General features: G+C 46.1%; 14 protein-coding genes and 1 pseudogene. 9 read left to right on the top strand and 6 right to left on the bottom strand.

The features are described from left to right. A partial coding sequence (locus tag QTO00_RS02450; protein ID WP_331422758.1) for a LysR family transcriptional regulator occupies positions 1–507 on the bottom strand: 507 nt, incomplete at its 3' end. Between the two features lie 172 nt (positions 508–679). Between QTO00_RS02450 and QTO00_RS02455 the strand changes: the two are divergent. Further along, positions 680–997 (top strand): annotated as a pseudogene (locus QTO00_RS02455) (acetyl-CoA C-acyltransferase); the annotation flags it as partial. A gap of 152 nt (positions 998–1149) precedes the next feature. Then, positions 1150–1824, top strand: coding sequence for a hypothetical protein (locus QTO00_RS02460; protein WP_331422743.1), 675 nt, complete (start codon positions 1150–1152; stop codon positions 1822–1824). Between the two features lie 94 nt (positions 1825–1918). On the opposite strand, the gene fdhF is transcribed toward QTO00_RS02460, so the two are convergent. Beyond that, positions 1919–6130 (bottom strand): formate dehydrogenase subunit alpha, encoded by a 4212-nt coding sequence (gene fdhF, locus QTO00_RS02465; RefSeq protein ID WP_331422744.1) that lies wholly within the window; start codon positions 6128–6130, stop codon positions 1919–1921. A 328-nt stretch (positions 6131–6458) separates the two neighbouring features. Between fdhF and napG the strand changes: the two genes are divergently transcribed. The 3 genes from napG (at position 6459) to QTO00_RS02480 (ending at position 9964) form a co-directional block, all read left to right on the top strand. Further along, positions 6459–7220: a ferredoxin-type protein NapG gene (gene napG, locus QTO00_RS02470; protein WP_331422745.1), complete on the top strand. Its 762-nt coding sequence runs from the start codon at positions 6459–6461 to the stop codon at positions 7218–7220. After that, complete coding sequence (gene napH / locus QTO00_RS02475) at positions 7220–8074, top strand: quinol dehydrogenase ferredoxin subunit NapH (protein ID WP_331422747.1); 855 nt, start codon at positions 7220–7222, stop codon at positions 8072–8074. The genes napG and napH overlap by 1 nt, the downstream gene beginning before the upstream one ends. Positions 8075–8377: 303 nt before the next feature. Beyond that, positions 8378–9964: an ATP-binding cassette domain-containing protein gene (locus QTO00_RS02480; protein WP_331422748.1), complete on the top strand. Its 1587-nt coding sequence runs from the start codon at positions 8378–8380 to the stop codon at positions 9962–9964. Here QTO00_RS02480 and QTO00_RS02485 read toward each other — a convergent pair. Further along, positions 9927–12377, bottom strand: coding sequence for a diguanylate cyclase (locus QTO00_RS02485; RefSeq protein ID WP_331422749.1), 2451 nt, complete (start codon positions 12375–12377; stop codon positions 9927–9929). The genes QTO00_RS02480 and QTO00_RS02485 overlap by 38 nt on opposite strands. Positions 12378–12506: 129 nt before the next feature. Continuing rightward, complete coding sequence (locus tag QTO00_RS02490) at positions 12507–13457, bottom strand: endonuclease/exonuclease/phosphatase family protein (protein WP_331422750.1); 951 nt, start codon at positions 13455–13457, stop codon at positions 12507–12509. Positions 13458–13610: 153 nt separating this feature from the next. Between QTO00_RS02490 and QTO00_RS02495 the strand changes: the two genes are divergently transcribed. The 3 genes from QTO00_RS02495 (at position 13611) to gloA2 (ending at position 16150) form a co-directional block, all read left to right on the top strand. After that, positions 13611–15110 (top strand): Lcl domain-containing protein, encoded by a 1500-nt coding sequence (locus QTO00_RS02495; RefSeq protein ID WP_331422751.1) that lies wholly within the window; start codon positions 13611–13613, stop codon positions 15108–15110. A 70-nt stretch (positions 15111–15180) separates the two neighbouring features. After that, a complete protein-coding gene (locus QTO00_RS02500; protein WP_331422752.1) occupies positions 15181–15717 on the top strand; it encodes a GNAT family N-acetyltransferase in 537 nt (178 codons plus the stop codon). 46 nt (positions 15718–15763) lie between these two features. Then, positions 15764–16150: an SMU1112c/YaeR family gloxylase I-like metalloprotein gene (gene gloA2, locus QTO00_RS02505; RefSeq protein WP_331422753.1), complete on the top strand. Its 387-nt coding sequence runs from the start codon at positions 15764–15766 to the stop codon at positions 16148–16150. Positions 16151–16152: 2 nt separating this feature from the next. Here the strand turns inward: gloA2 and QTO00_RS02510 are convergent, their stop codons facing one another. Continuing rightward, positions 16153–16953 carry a Cof-type HAD-IIB family hydrolase gene (locus tag QTO00_RS02510; RefSeq protein ID WP_331422755.1) on the bottom strand — a complete coding sequence of 267 codons (801 nt, stop codon included), beginning with the start codon at positions 16951–16953 and terminating at the stop codon, positions 16153–16155. Between the two features lie 150 nt (positions 16954–17103). Continuing rightward, positions 17104–19131 carry an alpha-amylase gene (locus tag QTO00_RS02515; protein WP_331422759.1) on the bottom strand — a complete coding sequence of 676 codons (2028 nt, stop codon included), beginning with the start codon at positions 19129–19131 and terminating at the stop codon, positions 17104–17106. 416 nt (positions 19132–19547) lie between these two features. On the opposite strand from QTO00_RS02515, the gene QTO00_RS02520 reads away from it, so the two are divergent. Next, the coding region (locus tag QTO00_RS02520) for a retention module-containing protein (protein WP_331422757.1) at positions 19548–22976 on the top strand (3429 nt) is incomplete at its 3' end.

Consider the following 22976-nt stretch of genomic DNA (forward strand, 5'->3'; position numbering starts at 1 on the left):
GAAGTACTGTTCATAGCTTAAGGAATCAGTAATACGTGGATGTGCTTTTCGAGTTAAGCATACTGCTTCGTCATCAAACAGCACTTCTTCGATTAATGAGTGACGTTTATTGGAAATTACATCAATTACCAAATCTACTTTTTGCGCCGTTAAAGCATCAAATAGTTGTTCTTCGTCGAGTGGCGCCTCTATGAAGTTCACGCCTTGAACGTTTGCCAAAAATGGAATTATGCTTTCAGTACAGTAGACTTTGAGTGCATCATCGCTTTCTACAACGCTGTTAATGACACTGATTGGATCTTCCACTCGGTGGGCTAAAGATACCGCCGCACCCGTTGGTGCAATCCCTCGACCTTCGCGAACGAATAGGCTTTTCCCTACGACTGCTTCAAGTCGCTTAATAGCTGAGCTTACAGCGGGTTGAGTGAGGTCAAGCTCCTCCGATGCTATTGTAATTGAACGATGTTTATATACAGCTAGGAAAGTAGTAAGTAAGTTTAAGTCCAAAACAACCTCATTCAAAATTGAGTGCAGTAGTTGCCAGTCTACCAAGAACGTTGAGAAAACTGCTAGCCAAATGGGTTTAGTCATATGAATTTTTACAAAGCCATACAAGATTTCACTGGCTTTGAATGATCATGGATGAACTGAAAACGACGGAGAGGGATTCAAGCAAGAGGACGCGCTGCAGAGAGCAGAGCTAGCTTTGACCGACATCCAAAGGCTAGAACTCAATGAAGCCTTTGCCGCACAAGCCATTGGTGTTATGAAAGAGCTATGTGAGCAACATGCGGTGCCTTACCGCTGGTTTGACAACAAAACCAACGTAAATGGCGGTGCTATTGCTTTGGGACATCCAATAGGAGCGTCTGGTGGTCGCATCGTTACCTCTCTTATCTACGAGATGCTACGTTCAAAGTCTGATCTTGGTTTGGCTTCGCTATGTATCGGTGGAGGCATGGGGACGGCGGTGATTTTAAAGCGAGTTGCGTGTTAGTCGGAGAAGCGTAGGAGTGGTTCTTGAGCTGCGGTGTTGTGTATTCTCAAAACTGACAGAGTGCGTTAAATCAGTATCTTAAATGTAGAATGTCCATGATTGGCTTGCTACTGTTCATAGCTCTCTAGGCATATATATGTTGTTGTATCGCTATGATTCGTTTCATCATTTTGGGATTATCTGTACTCTGTTATGTACCAAGTTCGCATGCGCTTGAGTTACTTATCGGCCCTGCTTTCGGACATCGTACCCTTAGTATTACGGAAAATAGTACATCTAATAAAGTCGCTGAGTTTCAGTCTGACGGAGTTAAAATATCCCCTTATGTTTCTTTGCGAACAGAGCCGTTTCATTGGGGAGTGGAGTCGAACTGGGGTATCTCTTTTTCATTTGATTTCTATACTTCGAGCTTTGATAATCAATCAGTCGATCACTCTCTGGGCAGCCAGTATCAAGTGGCTAGTATGGACACTGAAATTAAGGGCAAATCTCTCTATCTCACACCAATTCTCTATTATCAGTTCGGCGGCAATGGCCCGGAGCGTTGGCAGTACCGTATAGGGGCTGGGTTAGGGTTGGGCTATCAGAGCCATAGCGGTGAATTCATTGTTACCAATGCCGATCATTCGAACGTTGGACAGCGTGATAAAATTGAACACTCTGGCTATGCTGTTACCGGAGGTGTTTACTTCGAAGCCAGCTACGGTAGTCATATTGTCAGTTTAAACGGTGACCTTATTTCAGCAGATAAGTCAGGTGCAAAATATCGTTACCTGGAAAACAATGTTTCGTTGAAATATCAGTATCGGATAAAACTATTTAGCTAAATTAATGAAAAATAATAAATAAAGCACTAAGAAATAAGTAGTCGATAAAGAGCCAACTCTAAGTCGGCTCTATCATGGTTGTTAGATCTGAATATTAAGGGTGAACTTCCACTTTTGGTAGTGCTTCAACTTTCACAGCTGCGACCTTAAACTCAGGGATCTTCGCGTGTGGGTCGGTGGCCGTTGTGGTTAGTCGGTTTACTGATGACTCAACGAAGTGGAATGGGATAAAGATAACCCCTTTCTGGATTCGTTTAGTGACGAACGCATCGATCTCGATTTCACCGCGTCGGGTCGAGACCTTCAAGCGTTGGCCATTGGAGATTCCCAGTGCCTCGGCATCTTGAACGCTGATCATCGCTCTTGGCCCAGCAAGCTTGTCTAAGCCCTTGGTCTTGCGCGTCATGGTGCCAGTGTGGAACTGTTCTAGCACTCGACCAGTGGTGAGCACTAATGGGTACTCCTCATCGGGCAGCTCCGCGGCATAGCGGAATGGTACGCCCACCATTTGACCTTTACCACGCGTGAACTGAGTTTGGTGCATGATTCGCGTACCGTTCGGGTTATTCTTGTTACTCGGCCACTGCACGCCCTCTGGGGTAATGTTGTCCCATTTTAAGCCTGCGTATTGAGGTGTAACTCGAGTAATTTCAGCGGTAATATCAGCAACATCTAGATAGTGCCAATCACTGCCCATGGCATTGGCGATCTCTTGGATGATCCACCAGTCCTCTTTCGCTTCTCCCGGCGCTTTGACAGCGGCGTTCACACGTTGCACACGACGCTCGGTATTGGTGAAGTGACCTGATTTTTCAGCAAATGAGCACGATGGCAAAACCACATCGGCGTACTGTGCCGTCTCGGTTAAGAAGATGTCTTGCACCACTAAGAAGTCGAGTGTTTCTAACCCTTCGATCACGTGAGCTTGGTTTGGGTCACTCAGTACTGGGTTCTCGCCCATAATGTACAAACCGCGCACATCACGTTGGCATGCAGCATCAATGATCTCGGTTAGGGTTAACCCTTGCTCGGCAGGTAGATCTGGTGCATTCCACTCAATCGAGAACTTCTGGCGAATCATTGGGTTGTATACCTTCTGATATCCCGGATAGCTGTTTGGTAGCGCACCCATATCACATGCACCTTGCACGTTTGATTGACCACGCAGCGGGTTAATGCCACCACCCTCAATACCGATATTGCCGCATAACAACTGTAAGTTCGCAATAGAGCGAACGTTATCATGACCAGTGGTATGTTGAGTGATGCCCATGGAGTAGTAAACGGCTGTGCGTTCGGCCGTGCCGATGGTGCGTGCCATGGCAAAGATATCATCTGAGCTAACACCAGTGACCAGTTCAACCTTATCAAGCGCGTAAGCTGGAGACATTACCTCTTGCAGTAGGGTATCAAAGCCGTCAACACGTTCCTCGATGTACTCTTGATCATACCAACCATTCTTAATGATCTGCTGCATAATACCGTTGAGCAGCATCACATCGGTGCCTGGTCTGTGGGCGAGGTAAAGTTCAGCGTGGTCAACCATATCGATACGTTTAGGGTCGGCAATGACTAAACGCGCGCCATGGTGACGAATCGCCTGTTTAATGTGTGAGGCGATGATTGGGTGTGCAGAGGTCGTATCCGAGCCAATGATGAAAATCACATCCGAGTGTTTTATACTTGGGATGTCGTTGGTCATCGCGCCACTACCTAATGACGCTTCAAGGCCCGTTACACTCGAGGCGTGACATAAACGCGCACAGTGATCGACGTTGTTAGTGCCAAGCTCACGACGGATAAATTTCTGGAACGCGTAGTTGTCTTCGTTAGTTGTCTTCGCTGATGAGAACCCTGCTAACGCATTGCCACCAAAATCTTGCTTAATCGCAGAGAATTTTTTGGCGATTAACTCGATAGCTTCATCCCAACTCGCAGGTTGTAACCAGCCATCTTTACGAATTAACGGCGTGATAAGCCGTGAATCATCAGCGATAAAATCAAAGCCAAATCGACCTTTAACGCAAAGCATACCTTCGTTGACGGGAGAGTTAGCACCAGTGACATAGCGGACCTGATTGTTGGCTTCGTCAACATGCATGGTCAGCTTGCAGCCGACGCCACAATAGGTACAGATGGTATCGACCTGCTTAAGTGTTTCGTCACGTCCTTGAGAGCGATCTCGGCTATCCACCATCGCACCAGTCGGGCAGGCTTGAACACAGGTGCCACACTGCACGCAGTTGGAGTCACCCATCTGAATATGGCCGTTACGAGTTGAGCCAAAGTGCGGTCTGTCGTCTGGTCTGAGTGCTGGACGACCATTTTCATCGTGGACAAAATTCAAAATGCCGTGAACCGCTTGTTCGCTACAAGCTTGAATACACTGACCACAGCTAATACAGCGGTTGGCGTCAAACTCGATAAATTGCGAACTACGATCGACGCTGAACTTGTGTCGCGCATCTTTGCCACGAAGGTTTAGCCAGTCGCTGTGAGATTTCACTTCAACTGAAACCTTGAACTCTTGCTCTGCACCATACTCTGTTGAGTAATCACGTAGGTCGCATTGCGTATTCGCTTGGCAGCCACACTCTAGGCAGCGCATTGCCTCTTGAATCGCTTCTTCATTATCGAAACCTAGTTCAACTTCATCAAAACTCTGCTCTCGTTGCTCGGGTGTGAGTTCTGGCATCACGCTACGCGCTACTTTTTCGATATGCTCAAAGTGAAGAGGATCAACCTGTGCCAGTTTTTTCTCTTTGCGTGAGTTAAATTCTGGTTTAGGCATGTCAGCCATATCACCGTTGAGGTAAAGGTCGATAGCTTTTGCGGCGACTCGGCCATCTCCCACGGCTTCTACAGCGGTTGCTGGGCCACGTCTAAAATCGCCAATACTGAAGATATTACCCGTACCTGTGTGCATGGTGTTGTCGTCAGTTTGAGCGGTGTTCCAACGAGTTAATGGAATCGAAAGTGAGTCGTTATCCAAAAAGCTTAAATCAGGCTTTTGCGATACCGCAGCAATCACGGTATCGAATTCTTGGATGAAGAACTCACCTGTTGCTTGAGGGCGGCGTCGACCGGAAGAATCTGGTGCGCCTAGTACCATTTTCTCTAATCGAACTGAATTAACGCGGCCATTGGAGTCGGCGATGTTTTCAGCAGGGGTAGTTAAGAATAAGAACTTAACCCCTTCATGTTCTGCTTCTTCGATTTCGTAGTCTTCTGCAGGCATCTCTTCACGTGTACGGCGATAGATAAGCGTAGTATCTGCACCAGTGCGGCGTGCGGTTCGTGCACAGTCTATTGCGGTATTACCACCACCGATAACCGCGACCTTTTGGCCTGTGGTGTAGTTTTGCTCGGTGATGTAGTCTTTTAGGTAATCAACACCTAAATAGCAGCCATCTAAGTCACTACCTGGGTAGTTCATTTCAACCGCTAGTGACGCGCCCACAGCCAAGCAAACCGCGTCATAGTCTTTACTGAGTTGTGATAAGCTAAAGTCTTGGCCAAGTTTTTGATCGGTTTTTATCTTCATGCCATTGCGGCACATCAGTTCGATCTCTTTATCGAGGATCGTTTTTGGTAGTCGGTATTCTGGAATGCCGTAGCGCAGCCAACCACCAGCTTTAGGCATAGACTCAAATACTGTAACGTCGTAGCCCTCGTTTGACAGATAGTAACCTGCGGTTAAGCCTCCTGGCCCACTACCTATGATGGCGATAGAGAGATCTTTGGCTGGCTTTTTCTCTGGTACATAAGATTCTTGCGCGGCTAAATCTGCATCAGCAGCGTGGCGTTTGAGTTGCCTAATGGCGATAGAGTCATCGACCAGTGACCGGCGACATTCACTTTCACAAAATGCAGGGCAGACTCGACCGATTGAGAGCGGCATTGGCAGCGTTTTTTTGATCACTTCGATCGCTTTGTGATGATCGTTCTGCGCGATGTAGTAAAGGTATGACTGAATATCGACACCAGCAGGGCATGCAGTTTTACACGGCGCTTCACAGTCGGCGTAGTGGTCTTGCATGATGCGGTTTAAAGCTTGCTTACGGTGGGCGCGCAATTGCTCAGACTGGGTAATAACATTCAACCCAGAATAAACTTCCAGCTCACAGGCACGCTGTGTCCCGCCACTTTCGACTTCGACGACACATAAGTCACAAGGCACTTTTTGGTTAGATTTATTTAAGCCGCACAGTGAGGGGATTTCAACGCCACACACTTTAGCCGCTTCGAGAAGGGTTGACCCCTGCTCTACAATTCGATATTTCCCGTCAATGATGATTTCTATCATATGACCCCCGCAGCAATAATATAGCCACATACTCTATAAGGATATTGTGTTACAAGGAAAGTACGTGTGACAAAAAGCGCATATTTAAAGATTTAATTGGTTGAGGACTGGCCACTTTACTCGCGTATCTTCCCTGAATCTGATCAATATGAGCGCTTAATCACGTCGATTTGTTGATAAACATCAATTCGAGTTGGATACACCTCTTTGGAGGTATGTATCTGGATCTCACTGCTCGCAAAAATAACCTTAATCTTATTATGGTTGCTATGCTTACAGGTAGCTAGTCAACCTTTGCCAAACAAGTGCAGGCGAGAGGTATTGGGTCATGAGTTCGTCGAAAACAAAGCCATCAGAGAGTCGACGTCGATTCTTACGCGATGCTGCTCGTACAGCAGCGGGTGTTGGTGTCGCCGCGACTGTGTTGGGACTTCAATCCACACAAAGTAGGGCGAGAAATGGGGAGGGTGTTCCTGTTCGACCGCCGGGGGCACTACCAAAGGGTGAGTTTGAAGCGGCATGTACTCGTTGTGGGCTATGTGTTCAGGCATGCCCATACGACACGCTGAAACTGGCGACTCTGCTATCGTCTGTCGAGTCTGGTACCCCGTACTTCAATGCGCGTCAAATCCCGTGTGAAATGTGTGAGGATATTCCGTGTGTTCCCGCGTGTCCGACAGGTGCTCTCGACCCGAACCTTACCAATATTGATGATGCTCGCATGGGTACTGCGGTACTGATCGACCATGAAAGCTGCTTGAACTGGCGAGGACTGCGCTGTGATGTTTGTTACCGCGTGTGTCCACTCATCGATGAAGCAATTACGTTAGAAAATGTGCGTAATGAACGAACCGGTTATCACGCCAAGCTAATTCCGACGGTACATTCTGATAAATGTACCGGTTGTGGTAAATGTGAACAGGCATGCGTGACTGAAATCGCCGCAATCAAAATTATTCCGACTGAATTAGCGAAGGGTAAAATGGGTGCGCACTACCAATTGGGTTGGGAAGAAATCACCAAACCACTAGAGAACAGTGCCCCTGAAGTTCCCGCAGAAGCGTTGGAAACCTTGGGAGGTAAGCTCTAATGGCTAAGAATCTCGCAAAAGATGCAGGTAAAGACGCAGTCCGAGAGTTGGGCTGGTGGCAAGCGCACCGCTTTTTATTGCTCCGTAGAGTGTGTCAGTTGGCGATCATTGCTCTGTTTATGGCAGGACCAACGTTAGGTGTGTTTAAGGGTAACCTCTCTTCTAGCAATCTATTTGATGTCATTCCGTTTAGTGATCCGCTGATTATCTTGCAGACTTTAGCTGCGGGCCATCTACCGGAGCTGACTGCCATTATTGGCTTCGCTATAGTGGTCGTGTTTTATGCCTTGATTAGTCCGCGTGCGTTTTGTGGTTGGGTTTGCCCGCTAAACATAGTGACTGATTTTGCGGCATGGTTACGTCGAAAAATGAATCTCAAGGCAAGTTACCGCTGGTCACCTAAGATTCGTTACTGGCTCATCCCCGTTCTACTTGTCGGTAGTGCTGTGTCAGGAACGGTGTTGTGGGCGTGGATTGATCCAGTGGCGACTTTACATCGCGGCTTAGTGTTTGGTATGGGAGCGGGATGGATACTCATCTTAATGGTTTTTTTACTCGATCTCTTGCTAGTTGAGCATGGTTGGTGTGGCCATTTATGTCCATTAGGTGCGACCTACGGTGTGATAGGCTCGAAGAGTTTAATGCGAGTATCTGCGGAACGTCGCGAAGATTGTACCAAGTGCATGGACTGCTATAACGTCTGTCCGGAGCCGGATATTTTACGTCAGCCATTAAAAGAGGGTGACCGCCGCGTTATGAGCCAAGACTGCATGAGCTGTGGGCGCTGTATCGATGTGTGTGCGGAGAAGGTATTTGAGTTCAAGAACCGTATCTCAGTACAGCAAATCGACTAACTCCTCTCTGTGATGATCAACCTTAAGTGTGCGGTTGATCATCGCTTTTCTATCTCGCGCTTGAAATCTGCACAAAATTTACCCTATACTCCGCCCATCACTTCACTTGGAGATTACGCCAATATGAATAACTAACACCTGTTATCCATTTTTACATTGTTATTAGGATTCCACAGGGTTAGTCGGCGTAGCTCATTCGTGCTCAACCGAGCCATATCTAATTTAACTATTTGTTTCTTATCGTATTAATTGCGATCTGTTTGCTACGTGCAATGCCTAATCCTGTCTAACAGGAGGCAAATTATGCCAGTCTTACAAGCTAATAAAATCACCTATCTATTCGATAATGGAGAGGCGCTTTTTCGCGATATCTCCTGCTCACTGACTCAGTCTAGAGTCGGATTAGTCGGTCGCAACGGAGTTGGTAAGTCGTTACTCACGTCGATTCTTACCCAACAGATACAACCCACTTATGGGCAAGTTCAGCTCAATGGCAGTGTGAGGACATATTCTCAACTTCCATCTGGATTGCTAGAGAGCAATATGACCATTGCTGAGTATATTGGCGTTGCTGAAGTGCTTGATGCGTTAGGCAAAATTGAGCACGGAGAGTGTGACCCAAGGTGGTTTGAAATTGTCGGAGAGCGGTGGTCACTAAAGCAGGATCTTGAAGCCAAGCTTGAGGATATGAAGCTGCCAGCTAATGTGGATTTTCCATGCGCTGAGCTAAGTGGTGGTCAGCTCGCCCGCTTGCAGTTGTGGCAATTATTTGAATCTGAAGCTGATCTACTTGTGCTCGATGAACCATCAAATCATCTTGATGGACAAGGGAAGGAGTGGTTGGGCGAGCAAATGAGTTGTTACTCGGGCCACATTCTACTTATCAGTCATGATCGATATCTACTGCGGATGATGGATCAGATCTGGGAGCTATCAACACTCGGTTTGACGCAATACGGAGGCAACTATGACGATTATCGACAGCAGAAAGGGCTAGAAGTTGCTGCAGTAGAACGCCAGTTAGATAGTGTCCACAAAGAACAAAAGCGCCTAGAGCGCCAAGCGCAGAAAAATCGAGAGAAGGCTGAGCAAAGGGAAGCTCAAGGAGTCAAGATTCGTAAGCGTGGAGGCCAACCTAAGATCCTGCTCAATGGCATGAGAGACAGTGCAACAGGGGCGATATCGAATAGACTGAAAAATGAGAATGGTCGTAGAGAGCAATTGAGCCAAAAGGCCTATGCTTTAGAGTCAAGACATGAGCAATTGAAGGCGCAGAAGTTCTATATGAATGATGCTAGCAGTGGCAGGAAGGGGCAGTTGATCTCTATCGTTAATGGTGTGTTGCCCTACGGAAGTTCTCAACCTATTCAACTGCAAATAACCGCTAATCGTAAGCTATGGCTGCAAGGCGGCAATGGTTGCGGTAAATCGACTTTGTTGGATGTACTGCGAGGTCAATTGCAGCTGCGCAGTGGTGAATGTCACCTTAATACACAGGTCTATTACCTTGACCAACATTTTGGCTTGCTTGATACGAGCAAAACCATGCTAGAGACGGTGTTAGATATGTGTAGTGGCGTGTTAGAATCAGATGCTCGAACATTGTTAGCTGGGATCGGTTTTCGTCGAGATTCTGTGTTTCGCACAGTTAGTTTGCTGAGTGGCGGTGAAAAAATGAAACTCTCAATGTTGGTTGTCAGTCATCAGAAAAATCAAGCGGTGTTGCTGCTTGATGAGCCTGACAATCATCTCGATCTTGAGTCGAAACAGATATTGGCCAACACATTAAACAATTACGATGGAGCATTTATTTTGGTCAGCCATGACCAAGATTTTGGTCAAGAGAGTGGCGTTAATGCTGCGTATCAATTGGGTTTGTTGTCGAGCTAGATTTTAGTTCTCGAACAACGATTCGGTTACGTCCGCCCTCTTTGGCATCATAGAGGGCGGCATCGGCCGTCTCATAGATTTGCTCAAGAGTGTAGTCAGCTTTGTTGGTCGTCACCAACCCAAATGAAGCGGTAATCACGTTGGCTGCCCGATTGTATTTATGTTCCAGTTGCAAGGCTTCAATTCCTGAGCGAATGGCTTCAACCTGCTCAAATGCTTCGTCTGGTGTGTAGCCATATAAGAGTACGCCAAACTCCTCGCCACCTAAGCGGAAACAGTAGCTTGAGGTCTGATAGCACTGCTCGAGTAAGGCTTTGGCAAACTTGACTAACTGTTTGTCTCCATTCAGGTGCCCGTAGTTATCGTTGTATTGTTTAAAATCATCTACATCCATAATCACAAAACTCAACCACGTTTGAGTGGTTTGGGCACGTAAAATCTCTTTGGGCACTTTTTGGTTGTAGTAGCGGCGGTTGTATAAGCCAGTGAGTGGGTCAGTGATCGATAACTGCTCAATTTTGTTCTTCTCTTGCACTAGTTGCTTTTCAACCTCCATTCGTTCTGAAATTTCCTTGTTGAGCTGGATGTTCAGTCGAGATAGTTTGCGCATCCAGTAGGTCAAGGCAACGATGGCAATAATAAAGAATAACGCAACTTTCCATAACAAGCTGTAGTCAGTCCCATATTCGTATCTAACAGCCACCCATTTTGAGTAAATGGCTTGCTTTTCTTCAACAGAGAGTGCGTCTAGTGACTTTTGTAAGATCTCTTTTAGGATTGGCCAGTCATTTCTCACTGCCATACGGATGTCGATACGATAGGGAGTGAGCCCCGACACTTTAAGGTTACTATAGCCTTCGCGCGTCATGACGTAGTTTGCCGTTGCTATGTTGCCAATATAGGCATCGACTTCTCCTGATGAGACTGCTTTCAAGGCTTCTGATACGTTATTTGCCCCGTGTAGTTTTAGCTCAGGATGGTTGTCTCGCATCAAGTCGTAGGAGCTGTAATCTTTGACTGCGGCAACTGTCATCCCATTCAATGCTGATAAATCACGAACATAAGGGATGTTTTGATTGGTAATAATCATTAATGGGAAACTTAAGTAAGGTCGCGTGAAGTCGAGGTACTGTTGACGCTCTTTTGTCAGTGGCAGCGCCGGATAAACATCTAACGCCCTCTGTTTTGAAGCTTCAACCACTTGTGACCAACTCATGTTCGTGCTCGGTACGACCTCAATGCCTAAACGTTCTGATATCAGTTTGATGTAGTCAGCAGCAATTCCTAAATATTCTCCGGTGCCATCGATGAACTCGAATGGGGGCCAGTCAATGTCGATAGCAAGTCGAATTTTAGGGTGCTGTTTTAGCCATTCGAGTTCTTCTTGAGTTAGTTTGAGCGCGTTAGTGTTCTGGTAGTATGTATCGAGTAGGTGGGTAATGCTAAAGTTGTAAAGAGTGTTGTTGCCGTTTAGCTTTGATAGGGATTGGAAATTAATTTGTTGCCAGTTGTCGTCAATAAAGCTCTGAAATAGAGGGATATTTCTATTGTCTATCGAGTAGACTGGTGAGTTGAATTGGGTCGATTCAGCATCAAAATCGTGCCCATTGAGGTAGTCATTCAGCAGGAGTGTTGCCCAACCCGCCTCGGTAAAATGGCCTCCAATGGAGACAAATGGAACACCGCTCTTTATTGCTAAAAGTGCTTCTGGTAACCAGTCTATACCACCAACATAAATAGAGTTCTTGTCTAAACCTAGTTCTTCCACCGCATCAGTCACACCTAAGGCTAACGTATCAGAGGCAGCCCAAACCATGTTGATTTGTGGGTGTTGCTGATAGAACCAGATGAATTGGTTTTTTGCTTCTTCTCTGCTCCAAGTGACATTGGTTTTGCCCTCTGCGACTACCGTGACCCTTGGGTTGTGCCTAATGAATTGATATAGCCCTTGGTTACGTTCTTGCGCCGATAACTCCTTTAAATTGCCGTTGAGCACCAACATGTTTATCTGGTCTAGCTTACCGTTGGACTTTTGAAGCAGTTGCTCCGCTAACAGTGCGCCAGCTTTGTTGTCGTCGGGTATTACTTCACCAATCCAGTATTTATATTTGCTGCGCGGAAGGAACTCACTGGAGTTAAAGCCAGTGTTGTATAGGACGCTTGGTATTTGGCACTTTTCGCTGATGGATAGAATCTTTTCTCCTATCTCCTCGTAGTTCATAAACAGTATACCATCGACGCTTCGTTTACAGGCTTGGGTAATCTGATTAAGCATTGTTTTAGGATTGTTTTCCGCATCATAAACGAGCAGTTTAATGCCTAAGTCAGTGGCTGTTGCTTGAGCAAAGCGAATTTGTGTTTGCCACGCTGGGCTTTCAGTGCGCGGAACGAATAGCGCGATCTCGGTTCCCATAACCTTAAGTGGTAGTAATAAAAGTATAAAAAGTGCTATGGGTGCTTTCATTCGAGCCTATACAGAGGAAGTTTATTTCAAGTATAGCAGTCAGAACTTAGCGCACTGGATTGACTTAGCGATTTTGGCTCATAGATGAAATTGCACAGTCACGGCAACGAAGGCGTGATCGCTTGCTTGTCTATCTTTGTCATAGCTTGGGTTGATCAGATGAGCATCTAAGGTTTGGTAGGCGATGATGTCCGACATCGAGTATTGAGAGTCGGGCTGAAACTCCTGCGATAACAGGATGTAGTCAAGTACGTTTCCAGTGGAAAAATGGTAGTGAGTGGGTGGGCGCATGCTTTGCTTGTCTGATTTAGGCATCAGGTCCCAACTGTCTTTTAAAAATAGCTGATTAAGTTCTTCACTCGTTTCGTGGGTGAGCAGGCCAGTGATATCACTACTAATGGGTTGGTTCATATCGCCCATTAAGACGGTTGGAACAGGATGAAGCGCATATTGTTGCTCCATAAATAGCCTCAGCATTACTGCTTCCCATCCTCGTTGTTGGCTCGATAGCCATTGGCCAATGATTGAATGAGTGTGTTGCGAATCGATGCTTTCCGTTGGACGTTGTGATTTTAGGTGGCACACATACACAGCGAGTTCGCCAATTTCGGGTACCTCAATCACCGCGCAGATTGGCTTACGGCTAAATTCCGGAGCAAACACCTGATAATACTGTTCGATGGCACTACGTGGTGTAACTGCATAGCAGCGTTTGATTGGGTATTTTGATGCGATCGCAACAACGGGTTTGGAGTAAATATACTCTTGCTCTACGTGTGGCTCATCGACGATGGCGAAAAAGGGGTAGCTTAACTGTTCAAACAGTTGCCGGGCTGCGTCGATACTGAACACCTCTTGAACACCGACGATATCTGCATTCAATATGCAGAGTTTTTCTTTGGTCCAGCGGCACTTCTCTCGCCATGCTTGCTGCTCATAGATGTTGTCGAAGTCATAATATGCGTTTGGCGGTTCAACGAAGTTGAATAGGTTCGCCGTTGCAAAGGTCAGTCTTCTATCGGTTAGCAATGTATTTACTCGGCACAGTCGTGTTTTAGTTAAATTATACAAAGTAAATTGGGAAATAGTAGCGCGACATTTTACACATCTTTACGCTGTCGGTGCGTTTCTTTACTTCTTAGTATCTAGACTATGATTACGTTGAGAAACAAGGAATAACCGATGACAAATGCACCAATTAAGACCATGCTAGCTATGAGTATGCTCGTACTGTGGCCACATATCACTACTGCAAACACACTGACTTCGCCGATCGTTGACACTAACCAGAGCCAGTGCTTTGGAGTAAAAAACTCAATGAGAAACTGTCCTTCGATTTCTGATTCTACTTTCGGTCAAGACGCCCAATATCAGGGTAATGCTGCGAGTTATACCAATAACAGCGATGGCACAGTAAGTGACAATGTGACGGGGCTGGTTTGGACTCAAACAACAGATCTCAATGGCGACGGTAAGGTCGATGCGCAAGATAAACTCAGCTACCAAGAGGCGTTGGATTATGCACAAAATCTTAGCTTAGGTGGGTACGATGATTGGCGTTTACCAACGATTAAAGAGCTCTATTCGCTGATTCTGTTTGATGGACAAGATCCAAGTGGCCTCAACCAGTCTGGTACTATGCAACTGATACCGTTTTTAGACGCGCGATACTTTGTGATGAATGCAGGCGATGTGACATCGGGAGAGAGGCTGATCGACAGCCAGTTTGTGTCGAGCACTAAGTACGTATCGACAACCATGAACAGAGACGAAACTGTGTTCGGAGTAAACTTTATTGATGGACGGATTAAAGGCTATGGCGTTGAGAGTCCGCGGGGCGGAGACAAGACGTTTTATGTATTGGCAGTGCGCGGTAATCCTGACTATGGCGTTAACAAGTTTGTCGACAATGGCAATGGCACGGTGACTGATCAAGCGACCAGCCTGATTTGGCAGCAGGGTGATAGCCAGACGCAAGTGGATTTCCCGAGTGCACTGGCATACTGTGAGCATTTAGATTTTGCCGAGCGCAGTGACTGGCGACTACCGAATGTGAAAGAACTACAGTCGATTGTTGATTACTCCCGCTCTCCGGCAACAACGAACAGCGCGGCTATTGACCCTGTGTTTTCAACTACCCCAATCAAGAGTGAAGCAAATAGTACTGACTACGCTAACTATTGGAGTAGCACCACGCATGAGAATCTGAAAAACGGTGGCCACGGTGCCTACGTCGCTTTCGGTTCATCACTCGGTTACATGCGTAATGCTTGGATCGATGTGCATGGGGCAGGTTCACAGCGCAGTGATCCTAAAACCGGTGATGTAAGCCGGTATCCACAAGGCCATGGTCCTCAAGGTGATGCAATCCGTATCGACAATATGGTTCGTTGTGTTGCTGGTGGAGATGTCGAGTTCGTTCAACAGCCAATATTAACTAAGCGACCAGCTGAAAGTTATCTAAATAGTGGTTCCGCCTCTTCGATGCATCAAAAAGGCAACCAGAAAGGCGGCCAACAAAGAGGGGGCGATCGCGGCGGACACTTCTCACGCATGGACCAAAATGGTGATGGTAAACTTGCGCGCAATGAAGTTAAAGGCCCATTGGCAAAAGATTTCAGCCGCTTAGATAGAAATAACGACGGCTACCTTACTCAAGATGAGTTACCAATCAGGAAATAGCTAAGTTGCTTGACCTTGGCATGGCGTTTTGGTTTATGCTGTGCGTAACTGTTCTTTAGAGGTTTTCGATATGAAGTACGCGTTACTTGAATCAAATGAGAATGAGCCCTTGGTTGAGTTATTCAGCAAGACATTTGGAGACTCAGAAGGCGAGCAAGAGGGGACGTTAATTGGAAATCTGGTTGGTGACTTGATAGCTACTACACCAGAGCAAGATATCAAGGTTTTTGTCGCTAAAGAGAACGAGAGCATTGTGGCTAGTATCTTGTTTACTCGCTTAGCATTTGAGGAGTTACAAGCAAGCTTTTTGATGGCTCCGGTTGCGGTACATACCGATTATCAAGGTAAAGGGATTGGGCAAGGTTTAATCCGCCATGGACTTGAAGCGATTCAAGCTCAGGGAGTCAAGTTGGCTTTCACTTACGGTGACCCAAACTTCTATACTAAGGTGGGTTTTAAGCAAGTTTCTGAACAACTGTTTAAAGCGCCGTTAAAGCTTAGTTACCCTAATGGTTGGATGATGCAGCCACTTGCTGGTGATAGTCCGCACAGTCTAGCAAGCAAGCCGGTTTGCGTAGATGGGTTTAATCACCCAGAGTTTTGGTAATTGGTCTCATGCCAAATAAACTCAATCGTTTAGGGAGCAAGGAGTAATGGAGTTAAAACGCATTCACCATGTCGCGGTGATATGTTCAGATTATCAAGTATCTAAACACTTCTATACGCAAGTATTAAAGTTGACTGTGGTCGCTGAAAATTACCGAGCAGAGCGCGACTCTTACAAGTTAGATCTCGCTTTACCCGATGGTAGCCAAATTGAACTTTTCTCGTTTCCTTGCCCTCCTAAACGGCCGACTAACCCAGAAGCGCAAGGACTAAGACATTTAGCTTTTGCGGTCGATTCGGTTGAGCAATACGCAGCCTACCTGCTTGAGGCGGGCGTCGAGGTAGAACCGATTCGAATTGACGAGTTTACAGGTAAGCCGTTTACCTTCTTCCAAGATCCGGACGGCTTACCTTTGGAGCTTTATCAAGCTTAACGTTAGCTAAGCAACTCGCGATTGATAACCGTGAACACTCCGGCGTCACGATTACTTGGTGCGGTAAAGCGGGCAATTTGTTTAATCTTCGGGTGCGCATTATCCATAGCGTAAGAGTGGTAGCTCGCTTGTAACATTTCAGTGTCATTGAGGTAGTCACCAAAACTCATTGTCTGCTCATAAGTAAAGTTGAGCATCTTTTGTAGGTGCTCAATCGCTGCGCCTTTTGACGCTTGCGCATTCATGACATCGAGCCAAATTTTTGCACTGACAACCACTTGGTGCGACTGACCAAATTTTTGGTTGAACGAAGGGTAGACTAACTCTTCTGCTCCGTTGAAGTGACAAATTGCAACCTTAATGAAGCTATCATCGACATCCAGCAGATCTTCGACGTATTGACATTTGTGATAGTACTTAGCAATCTCTTCTAATGCTTCAGGCGCTTGGGTTTCTATATAAGCAGAGTGCTTACCACACAGTACGATGTGAGCGCCTTGAATCTCTCTTGCTTGTTCTATGATCGCTTTAATCGATGGCTTATCTATTTCGCAGCTGTATAGCTCCTCGCCTTTATGCATGACTAATGTGCCGTTTTCGGCAATAAACATCATGCGCTCTTTAACTGGAGCGAATGTATCCATCAGGCTGTAGTACTGCCGACCTGAAGCCGCCGCAAAGATGATTCCTTTCTCTTCGAGTTGTGCGTAGAGGTTAAAAAAATCCGGGTTTAACTGGCTGTTCTCATCGAGAAGTGTGCCATCCATGTCGACGGCTATAAATTTAATATCTTGTGTTGGCATATCGAGCTAAGCTGCATTTTCAAAGCGAATAAAAACGATAACTTACCTGACTTTTGTGATGACACAAGTGTTTTAATTCTCTAGCCGTTAAAAAAGCCTGACATCACGTCAGGCTTTACTATGAACATTAATTAGAGAGGTTAAGCGCGTTTACTTGCCAACAAAGGCGACTACGACCTTGTCTTTTCCTAGTGTTCTCGAGAATACATATGCGTTGTTGTTCTCTATTTCCTTGTGCTCGCCGCCACCAATCGCAGGGTGGTTTTGACGGAACTGACCGAGAGTTTGCCAGTGACTCAACAGGGCTTTGCGCTCATTATTGAGCTGCCAAACCATATCTGAACGGGTTCCTTGATGAAAATCGTCGGCATAAGCACCTAGCTCACGAGCAACTTCGTCACCGTAGTAGATTTGAACCGCACCAGGGCTAAGCAAGAGGGCGTTCGCTGCATTGCGTTGCATCTCAAACGATTTAAAGCGATTAAAGAACAGCTCAGTGTCGTGAGATGACATGTAGCTAACTGGTGTGAAGTCTGGTGTCGACTGCATTGAATCGGAGTAGTTTTGATATACCTCTTCCATTTGGCTAAAACAGGCTGCGCCTTTGTCGAGTTTCTTCTGCATATCAAAGTTTATCAACGCATCAAAACCCTGATCTGCATATGGCGAACGATAAGCTGAGTGCCCCCAAACTTCGCCCATCATCCAGAAAGGTTGACCTGATTTATTGTTCTCTTTGCGCCAAGCCTCAAGTTTTTCAGTGCCTGACTGTTTGAGTTTGAGCCAAACATCGCCTTCAACGTGTTTTACTGTATCAACCCTAAAACCATCGATGCCAAATCGCTTGACCCAATCGGTTTGCCACTCAACTAGGTAGTCGGCGACTGTGTAATCTTGTTTGGCTTCAACGCGGGTTCCTGGATTGTTGAGTAACCATTGAGGTGGTTTGACCGCTTGGGTTGATTCCGTTCTGAAATCTGGAAGTCCAGCTAGGGTCATGGTTGTATCACTGCTGCCCGGTTTGGTGTAGCCCGGTAAACCTGCACGCACCCAATCTGGTCCCCACCACTGAGCCCAGTTCGGGCTATCATAGTCAACCCACTGATGGAAACTATGCCAGTTTTCGCCTGCTTTTGGTGCCCAATCCGCCCAATGTTGAGGCATGTTTGCTGCGTCTACTACATCTATGTTGTCGAACTGCAAATCGGCAAGTGTGGAGTACCCAGAGTGGTTTACCACTGCGTCCAATAGAACTTTAATGCCGCGCTTGTGCGCTTCAGATACAAGGTTTTTCAGGTCTTCGTCGTTGCCAAAGTTCTCGTCGATTTTAGTAAAGTCGCGTGTCCAGTAGCCATGGTAGGAATAAAATGGGAAGCTACCACTCTCACCACCTCCGACATAGCCGTGAACCTGTTCGACAATGGGTGACAGCCAGATAGCATCGGTACCTAAGCTCTTTATATAGTCTAGCTTTTCGATAACGCCCTTTAGATCCCCACCGTGGAATGTCCCCACTTCTTGCTTACCATCTTTTTTGCGGCCATAGCTGTTGTCATTGCTAGCGTCACCGTTGTTAAAACGGTCAACCATGACGAAGTAGATGTTGGCATTCTTATAGGTAAACTCAGGTTTGTTGGCAGGTGCTTCACTTGGTTCGAGTAGCACTAACCCACCACTGTTTTTAGCTGGGGTAATCGTGACAGAGTTATTGGTAACGACTACGGTTTGACCACTTATCGAGTCTTTTAGCACCGTACCGTCAGGGAAAGTTCCGCCTAAGCCTATGGTGACCTCGTTACCCGTGTAGACTTCACACTGAACATTAGGAATAGGTCGCTTGAAAGTTTGTTTGCTCTTTTTCGCTTCACGAGCAATGGTTAGTGTGTTGTTCTGTTCATCAAACGCAAATGAATAATCCCCCCCAAATCGAATCTTCAGCGGTAGCACTGTCTCTTTTCCACAATTAAGCGCTAAAGGCTGACGGAACCTAACCTTTTGTTCGTCGATAGTTGGGCATTCGCCTTCAATCCCCGAAACTTTTAGTTCATAGGTTTCTTTGGACAATGCCATCACCGCAGGTTCAGTTGCAGATAGTGGGATGTCTCGACTTGTGGTCGTGGTTGATAGGGTCAAAGTTGGACTTGCTAGCGTTGGTACACTAATCAGAGTCGCCAACATGATGAGATTGGGCTTAAACAGATTTTTCACGTTACGTCCTTGAGGGTTGTTGTCATTTTATCAATTGACATTAACTCAGAAAGAGAGCCTCTACATCATTCCCGCTATCTACGCCTTAAATGTGGATGTTAATCACACTATTTATTTAGGGGAGGAGTACTTATTAGCTCAGTGAATGTGTTCGTGTTTGATGGTTTACATCATTGAGATAATCGCTGTTTAACATTAGATATCGCTTATTTTTTATTCACTCAGAGCCTTCTATAATTAATGAGGGGTAAAAGTTATTTGTTGTGGTTATAAAATTCTGGAAAAGCTAGCTGTATTTGATACTTTGTCCGTATAAATAGAAAATAGTTGTTACAAAATTTCTCAATTGTCTTGCTCAGCTCGAGAATATTTGATTAGGGGATGTTATGGATATAGAAGTGGTACGCGAAGCGGCAGTCGTCAAAGAAGTCTCTGGCGATGTAGTAGCGGTTAAGCCTGATGGCAGTGCACGTAAGGTTGCTTTGGGTGATACAGTCGTGAGTGGCGAGCTTGTAATTGTAGCTGATAAATCCTCGATTCTGGTTGAAACACCTGATGCGACAGTCAATTTAGATGCCAATACTGTTGCCACTGATGATGCTGTGCATGGCTGGGGCGTTTCTCCTGTGGCTGGTGAAGTTGAGTTTGACCTTGCTCAGCTCGGAGAAGGTGCAATTGGTGAAGACGAGCTAGCCGCTATCCAAGACGCGATCCTTGCAGGCGCTGACCCTACTGAATTGTTAGAAGCGACGGCTGCTGGTGCTGGAGCTGCGGGTTCCGCAAACGGTGGTTTTGTAACCATTGAATATAACGGCGCTGAAGTCTTGGCGAGCACTTTCTTTGAAACATCGGGCTTTGAAACCACCTCGGTTGAGCAAGCTGACGAAGACATTCCACCAATCGTATTTGCCGATGGTGGCCAGGACATCAGCCTGTCTCTAGTTGAAAATGTTCTTGGTGATTCAGAGAAGACGCAAACATCGGTCACTGTCTTTGCGGCGAGCCTCGCCCTTGATCCTGAAACCTTTGTTCCTGAGCCTTTGTCACTAGCGTCATTGCTGAGTGAACTTAACTCAGATATCACCTCCAACGGAAATCCGGTGGTATTTACTTACAACGCGGCAGAGAATGAGATCGAAGGTAAAGATCCACTTAAGGCCCCTGGAGAGGACGTTGTACTCACCATTAAGATTGATGCGACCAACATTGGTAACGATGTAAGTATTACGTTGACGACAACTATTAACCATCCAATCGATCACACCCCGTCCGTAGGCGGCGGTCAGGTGGCATTCTCCGGAGACCAAATAACGGTTTCTTTCGACATTACCGGCGCAGATACCGGAGGCAATCCGATTCAAGCGCCAATCAGTGCTCAGGTAGGCATTGGTGATGGTGCAAATCCTAGTATCTCTGAAATTCAACAAGCCAATTTGTATGAAGCAGGGTTAAGTGGCGGGTCTCAAGTTGGAGGGACCGATACTACTGTTACTAGAACGATTGAGATAGCAACGGGCAGTGATGAAGTCACTGCATTAAGGCTTGATGTTGATGAGTTTAATGGTCGTGCTGATGCTCAAGGTCTATTCTCAGCAGGACAAAGGGTTGTAATAGAACAGACCTCTGATGGTGTTTATCGTGGTTATATCACGGTAAGTGACAGTGGAGGCGACAGACAAGTTGATGTCCTCAGTATCACGCTTGATCAGAACAACTTCGACCAATATTCAGTCACACTGCTGAAAGAGCTAGATCATAGTGCCCAAGGCCAAGATACTCTTCAAGTGAACTTACCTATTTATGTGGTTGATGCCGATAGTGACGAATCCGCTCGCACAAACCTTGTGGTTAATGTGGGTGATGACATTCAAGTAGTGAAAGATGGCAGCTTAAGTGTAGATGAGCCGAACGTGACAGGTGATGAGACTAGTAATGTGGTCAATGTAATCACTTCAGCAGGTGCAGAGCAAGGCACTGTTAAATCAGTCACTTTTGATGGTACAACGATCGACTACACTCCAAGCCAAACCAACTATGCGTTAGATAATGGTACGCTAGTGGTTACTGCTGACGGTGAAGTCTCATTCATTCCAAAGCGTAATTTAACCCACCCAGAAGATAACCGTATCGAACACACCATACTCGTTACCGTTGCTGATAACGATGGTGATGAGCTGACCAGTACCGTTGATTTGGTGATTAAAGATGGGCAAGACCCAGTAATTACCGCTGTCACTGAAAGCCAAATATATGAAGCAGGACTTAAAGGCGGTAATGAAGGTACTGGCGTTGGACCCACAGATATAACAGACAGTGGGACTATCGCTTTTAATAACGGCAGTGATGATGTTGTCGCGTTCAAAATTGACGTTGATGAGTTTAATAGCCGCGTAAAAGACCAGTTATTTTCCGGCACTAAACGAGTCCTTGTTGAAGAATTAGAGGATGGTTCGTATCGCGGATATATTACGGCTGATGACTCAGTCACTAAAATTGCTGTTTTCACTGTATCTTTCGACTCAAACAACCTTGGTAAATATAACGTAGCTTTATTGAAAGAGCTTGATCACAGCGCTCAAGGCCAAGATAACCTCAAGATCAATCTTCCCGTATATGCTGTCGATAGCGACAACGACCCATCCAATGAGATGGCGTTGGTGATTAATGTTGGTGATGACATTCAAGTCGTGACTGATGGCAGCTTGAGCGTGGTTGAGCCCAACGTGACAGGTGATGCGACTAGCAATGTCGTGGATGTGATCACCCAAGCAGGTGCAGACCAAGCAACGGTTAAATCAGTGACCTTTGATGGTGTGACGATTAATTATACCGAAGGTCAAACTGATTATCCTCTTGACCACGGTACCTTGGTGGTAAACGCAGATGGCAAAGTGTCGTTTGTCCCTAAACGTAACCTTACGCACCCAGAAGATAACCGTATTGAACACACCATAGTGGTGACGGTTGCGGACAAAGACGGTGATGAGCTAACAAGCACCGTCGATTTGGTGATTAAAGATGGCAAAGACCCAGTGATCAACGGCGACAGTAAGTCCACCGTAAACGAGGATGATATCGCATCAGATGATGCAATAGCGTCCGGCAAATTTATCACTGAGCAGGGTTCAGACTCGGTCGTTAAATATGAACTGGTTAACGTATCGAATAGCGAGAGTGGCCTTAAGTCTGGCGGTGATGATGTATCAATCAGTAAGACCGCAGGTGCTTCAGGCAGCACTATCTATACTGGCAAGGCAGATGGTGCCGTGATCTTTACCTTAGAGCTCAAAGCTGATGGTAGCTACATATATACCCAAGAGAAAGCGCTTGATCATGCAGAAGGTGCGAACTCATTAACCATTCCTTTTGATGTAGTGGCGATTGACGGCGATGGTGATGTCTCTCCGTCTGCTCGGCTTGCTATTGAAGTTAAAGATGACAAACCAATCCTTAATGGTGTGACAGGTGAGAGCGAGGTTGATGAAGACGACTTATCTGGCATAGGTTCGGACCAAACTCAAGACACTGAAATAAAAGGCAACTTCACCATAGCGGAGGGTGCTGACGGTGTGGTTGAGTATCAATTGGTTGATGTGGATGACGCTATTTCACAGTTGAAATCTGGTGGTGAAAGACTTGAGTGGGCGGACGTTTCAATCAGTGGCACAACGTCGACTTATACCGCGAAGACTACTAAATCCGGTGAACCAGTGTTTACTCTCAAGTTTAACACAGCCGACAATAGCTATACCTTTGAGTTACTCAAGCCGCTAGATCATGCCGATGGTAATTTAGAAAACAGCCTGGAGATGATC

The sequence above is a fragment of the Vibrio sp. M260118 genome (assembly GCF_036533755.1).
GTDB lineage: Bacteria > Pseudomonadota > Gammaproteobacteria > Enterobacterales > Vibrionaceae > Vibrio.

Bases quoted from the DNA above. Each gene is read 5' to 3' on its own strand.
- QTO00_RS02460 (WP_331422743.1), top strand. From the start codon at position 1,150: ATGATTCGTTTCATCATTTTGGGATTATCTGTACTCTGTTATGTACCA.
- QTO00_RS02500 (WP_331422752.1), top strand. From the start codon at position 15,181: ATGAAGTACGCGTTACTTGAATCAAATGAGAATGAGCCCTTGGTTGAG.
- QTO00_RS02515 (WP_331422759.1), bottom strand. From the start codon at position 19,131: ATGTTGGCGACTCTGATTAGTGTACCAACGCTAGCAAGTCCAACTTTG.
- QTO00_RS02480 (WP_331422748.1), top strand. From the start codon at position 8,378: ATGCCAGTCTTACAAGCTAATAAAATCACCTATCTATTCGATAATGGA.
- napG (WP_331422745.1), top strand. From the start codon at position 6,459: ATGAGTTCGTCGAAAACAAAGCCATCAGAGAGTCGACGTCGATTCTTA.
- QTO00_RS02485 (WP_331422749.1), bottom strand. From the start codon at position 12,377: ATGGGAACCGAGATCGCGCTATTCGTTCCGCGCACTGAAAGCCCAGCG.
- QTO00_RS02495 (WP_331422751.1), top strand. From the start codon at position 13,611: ATGACAAATGCACCAATTAAGACCATGCTAGCTATGAGTATGCTCGTA.
- napH (WP_331422747.1), top strand. From the start codon at position 7,220: ATGGCTAAGAATCTCGCAAAAGATGCAGGTAAAGACGCAGTCCGAGAG.
- gloA2 (WP_331422753.1), top strand. From the start codon at position 15,764: ATGGAGTTAAAACGCATTCACCATGTCGCGGTGATATGTTCAGATTAT.
- fdhF (WP_331422744.1), bottom strand. From the start codon at position 6,130: ATGATAGAAATCATCATTGACGGGAAATATCGAATTGTAGAGCAGGGG.
- QTO00_RS02510 (WP_331422755.1), bottom strand. From the start codon at position 16,953: ATGCCAACACAAGATATTAAATTTATAGCCGTCGACATGGATGGCACA.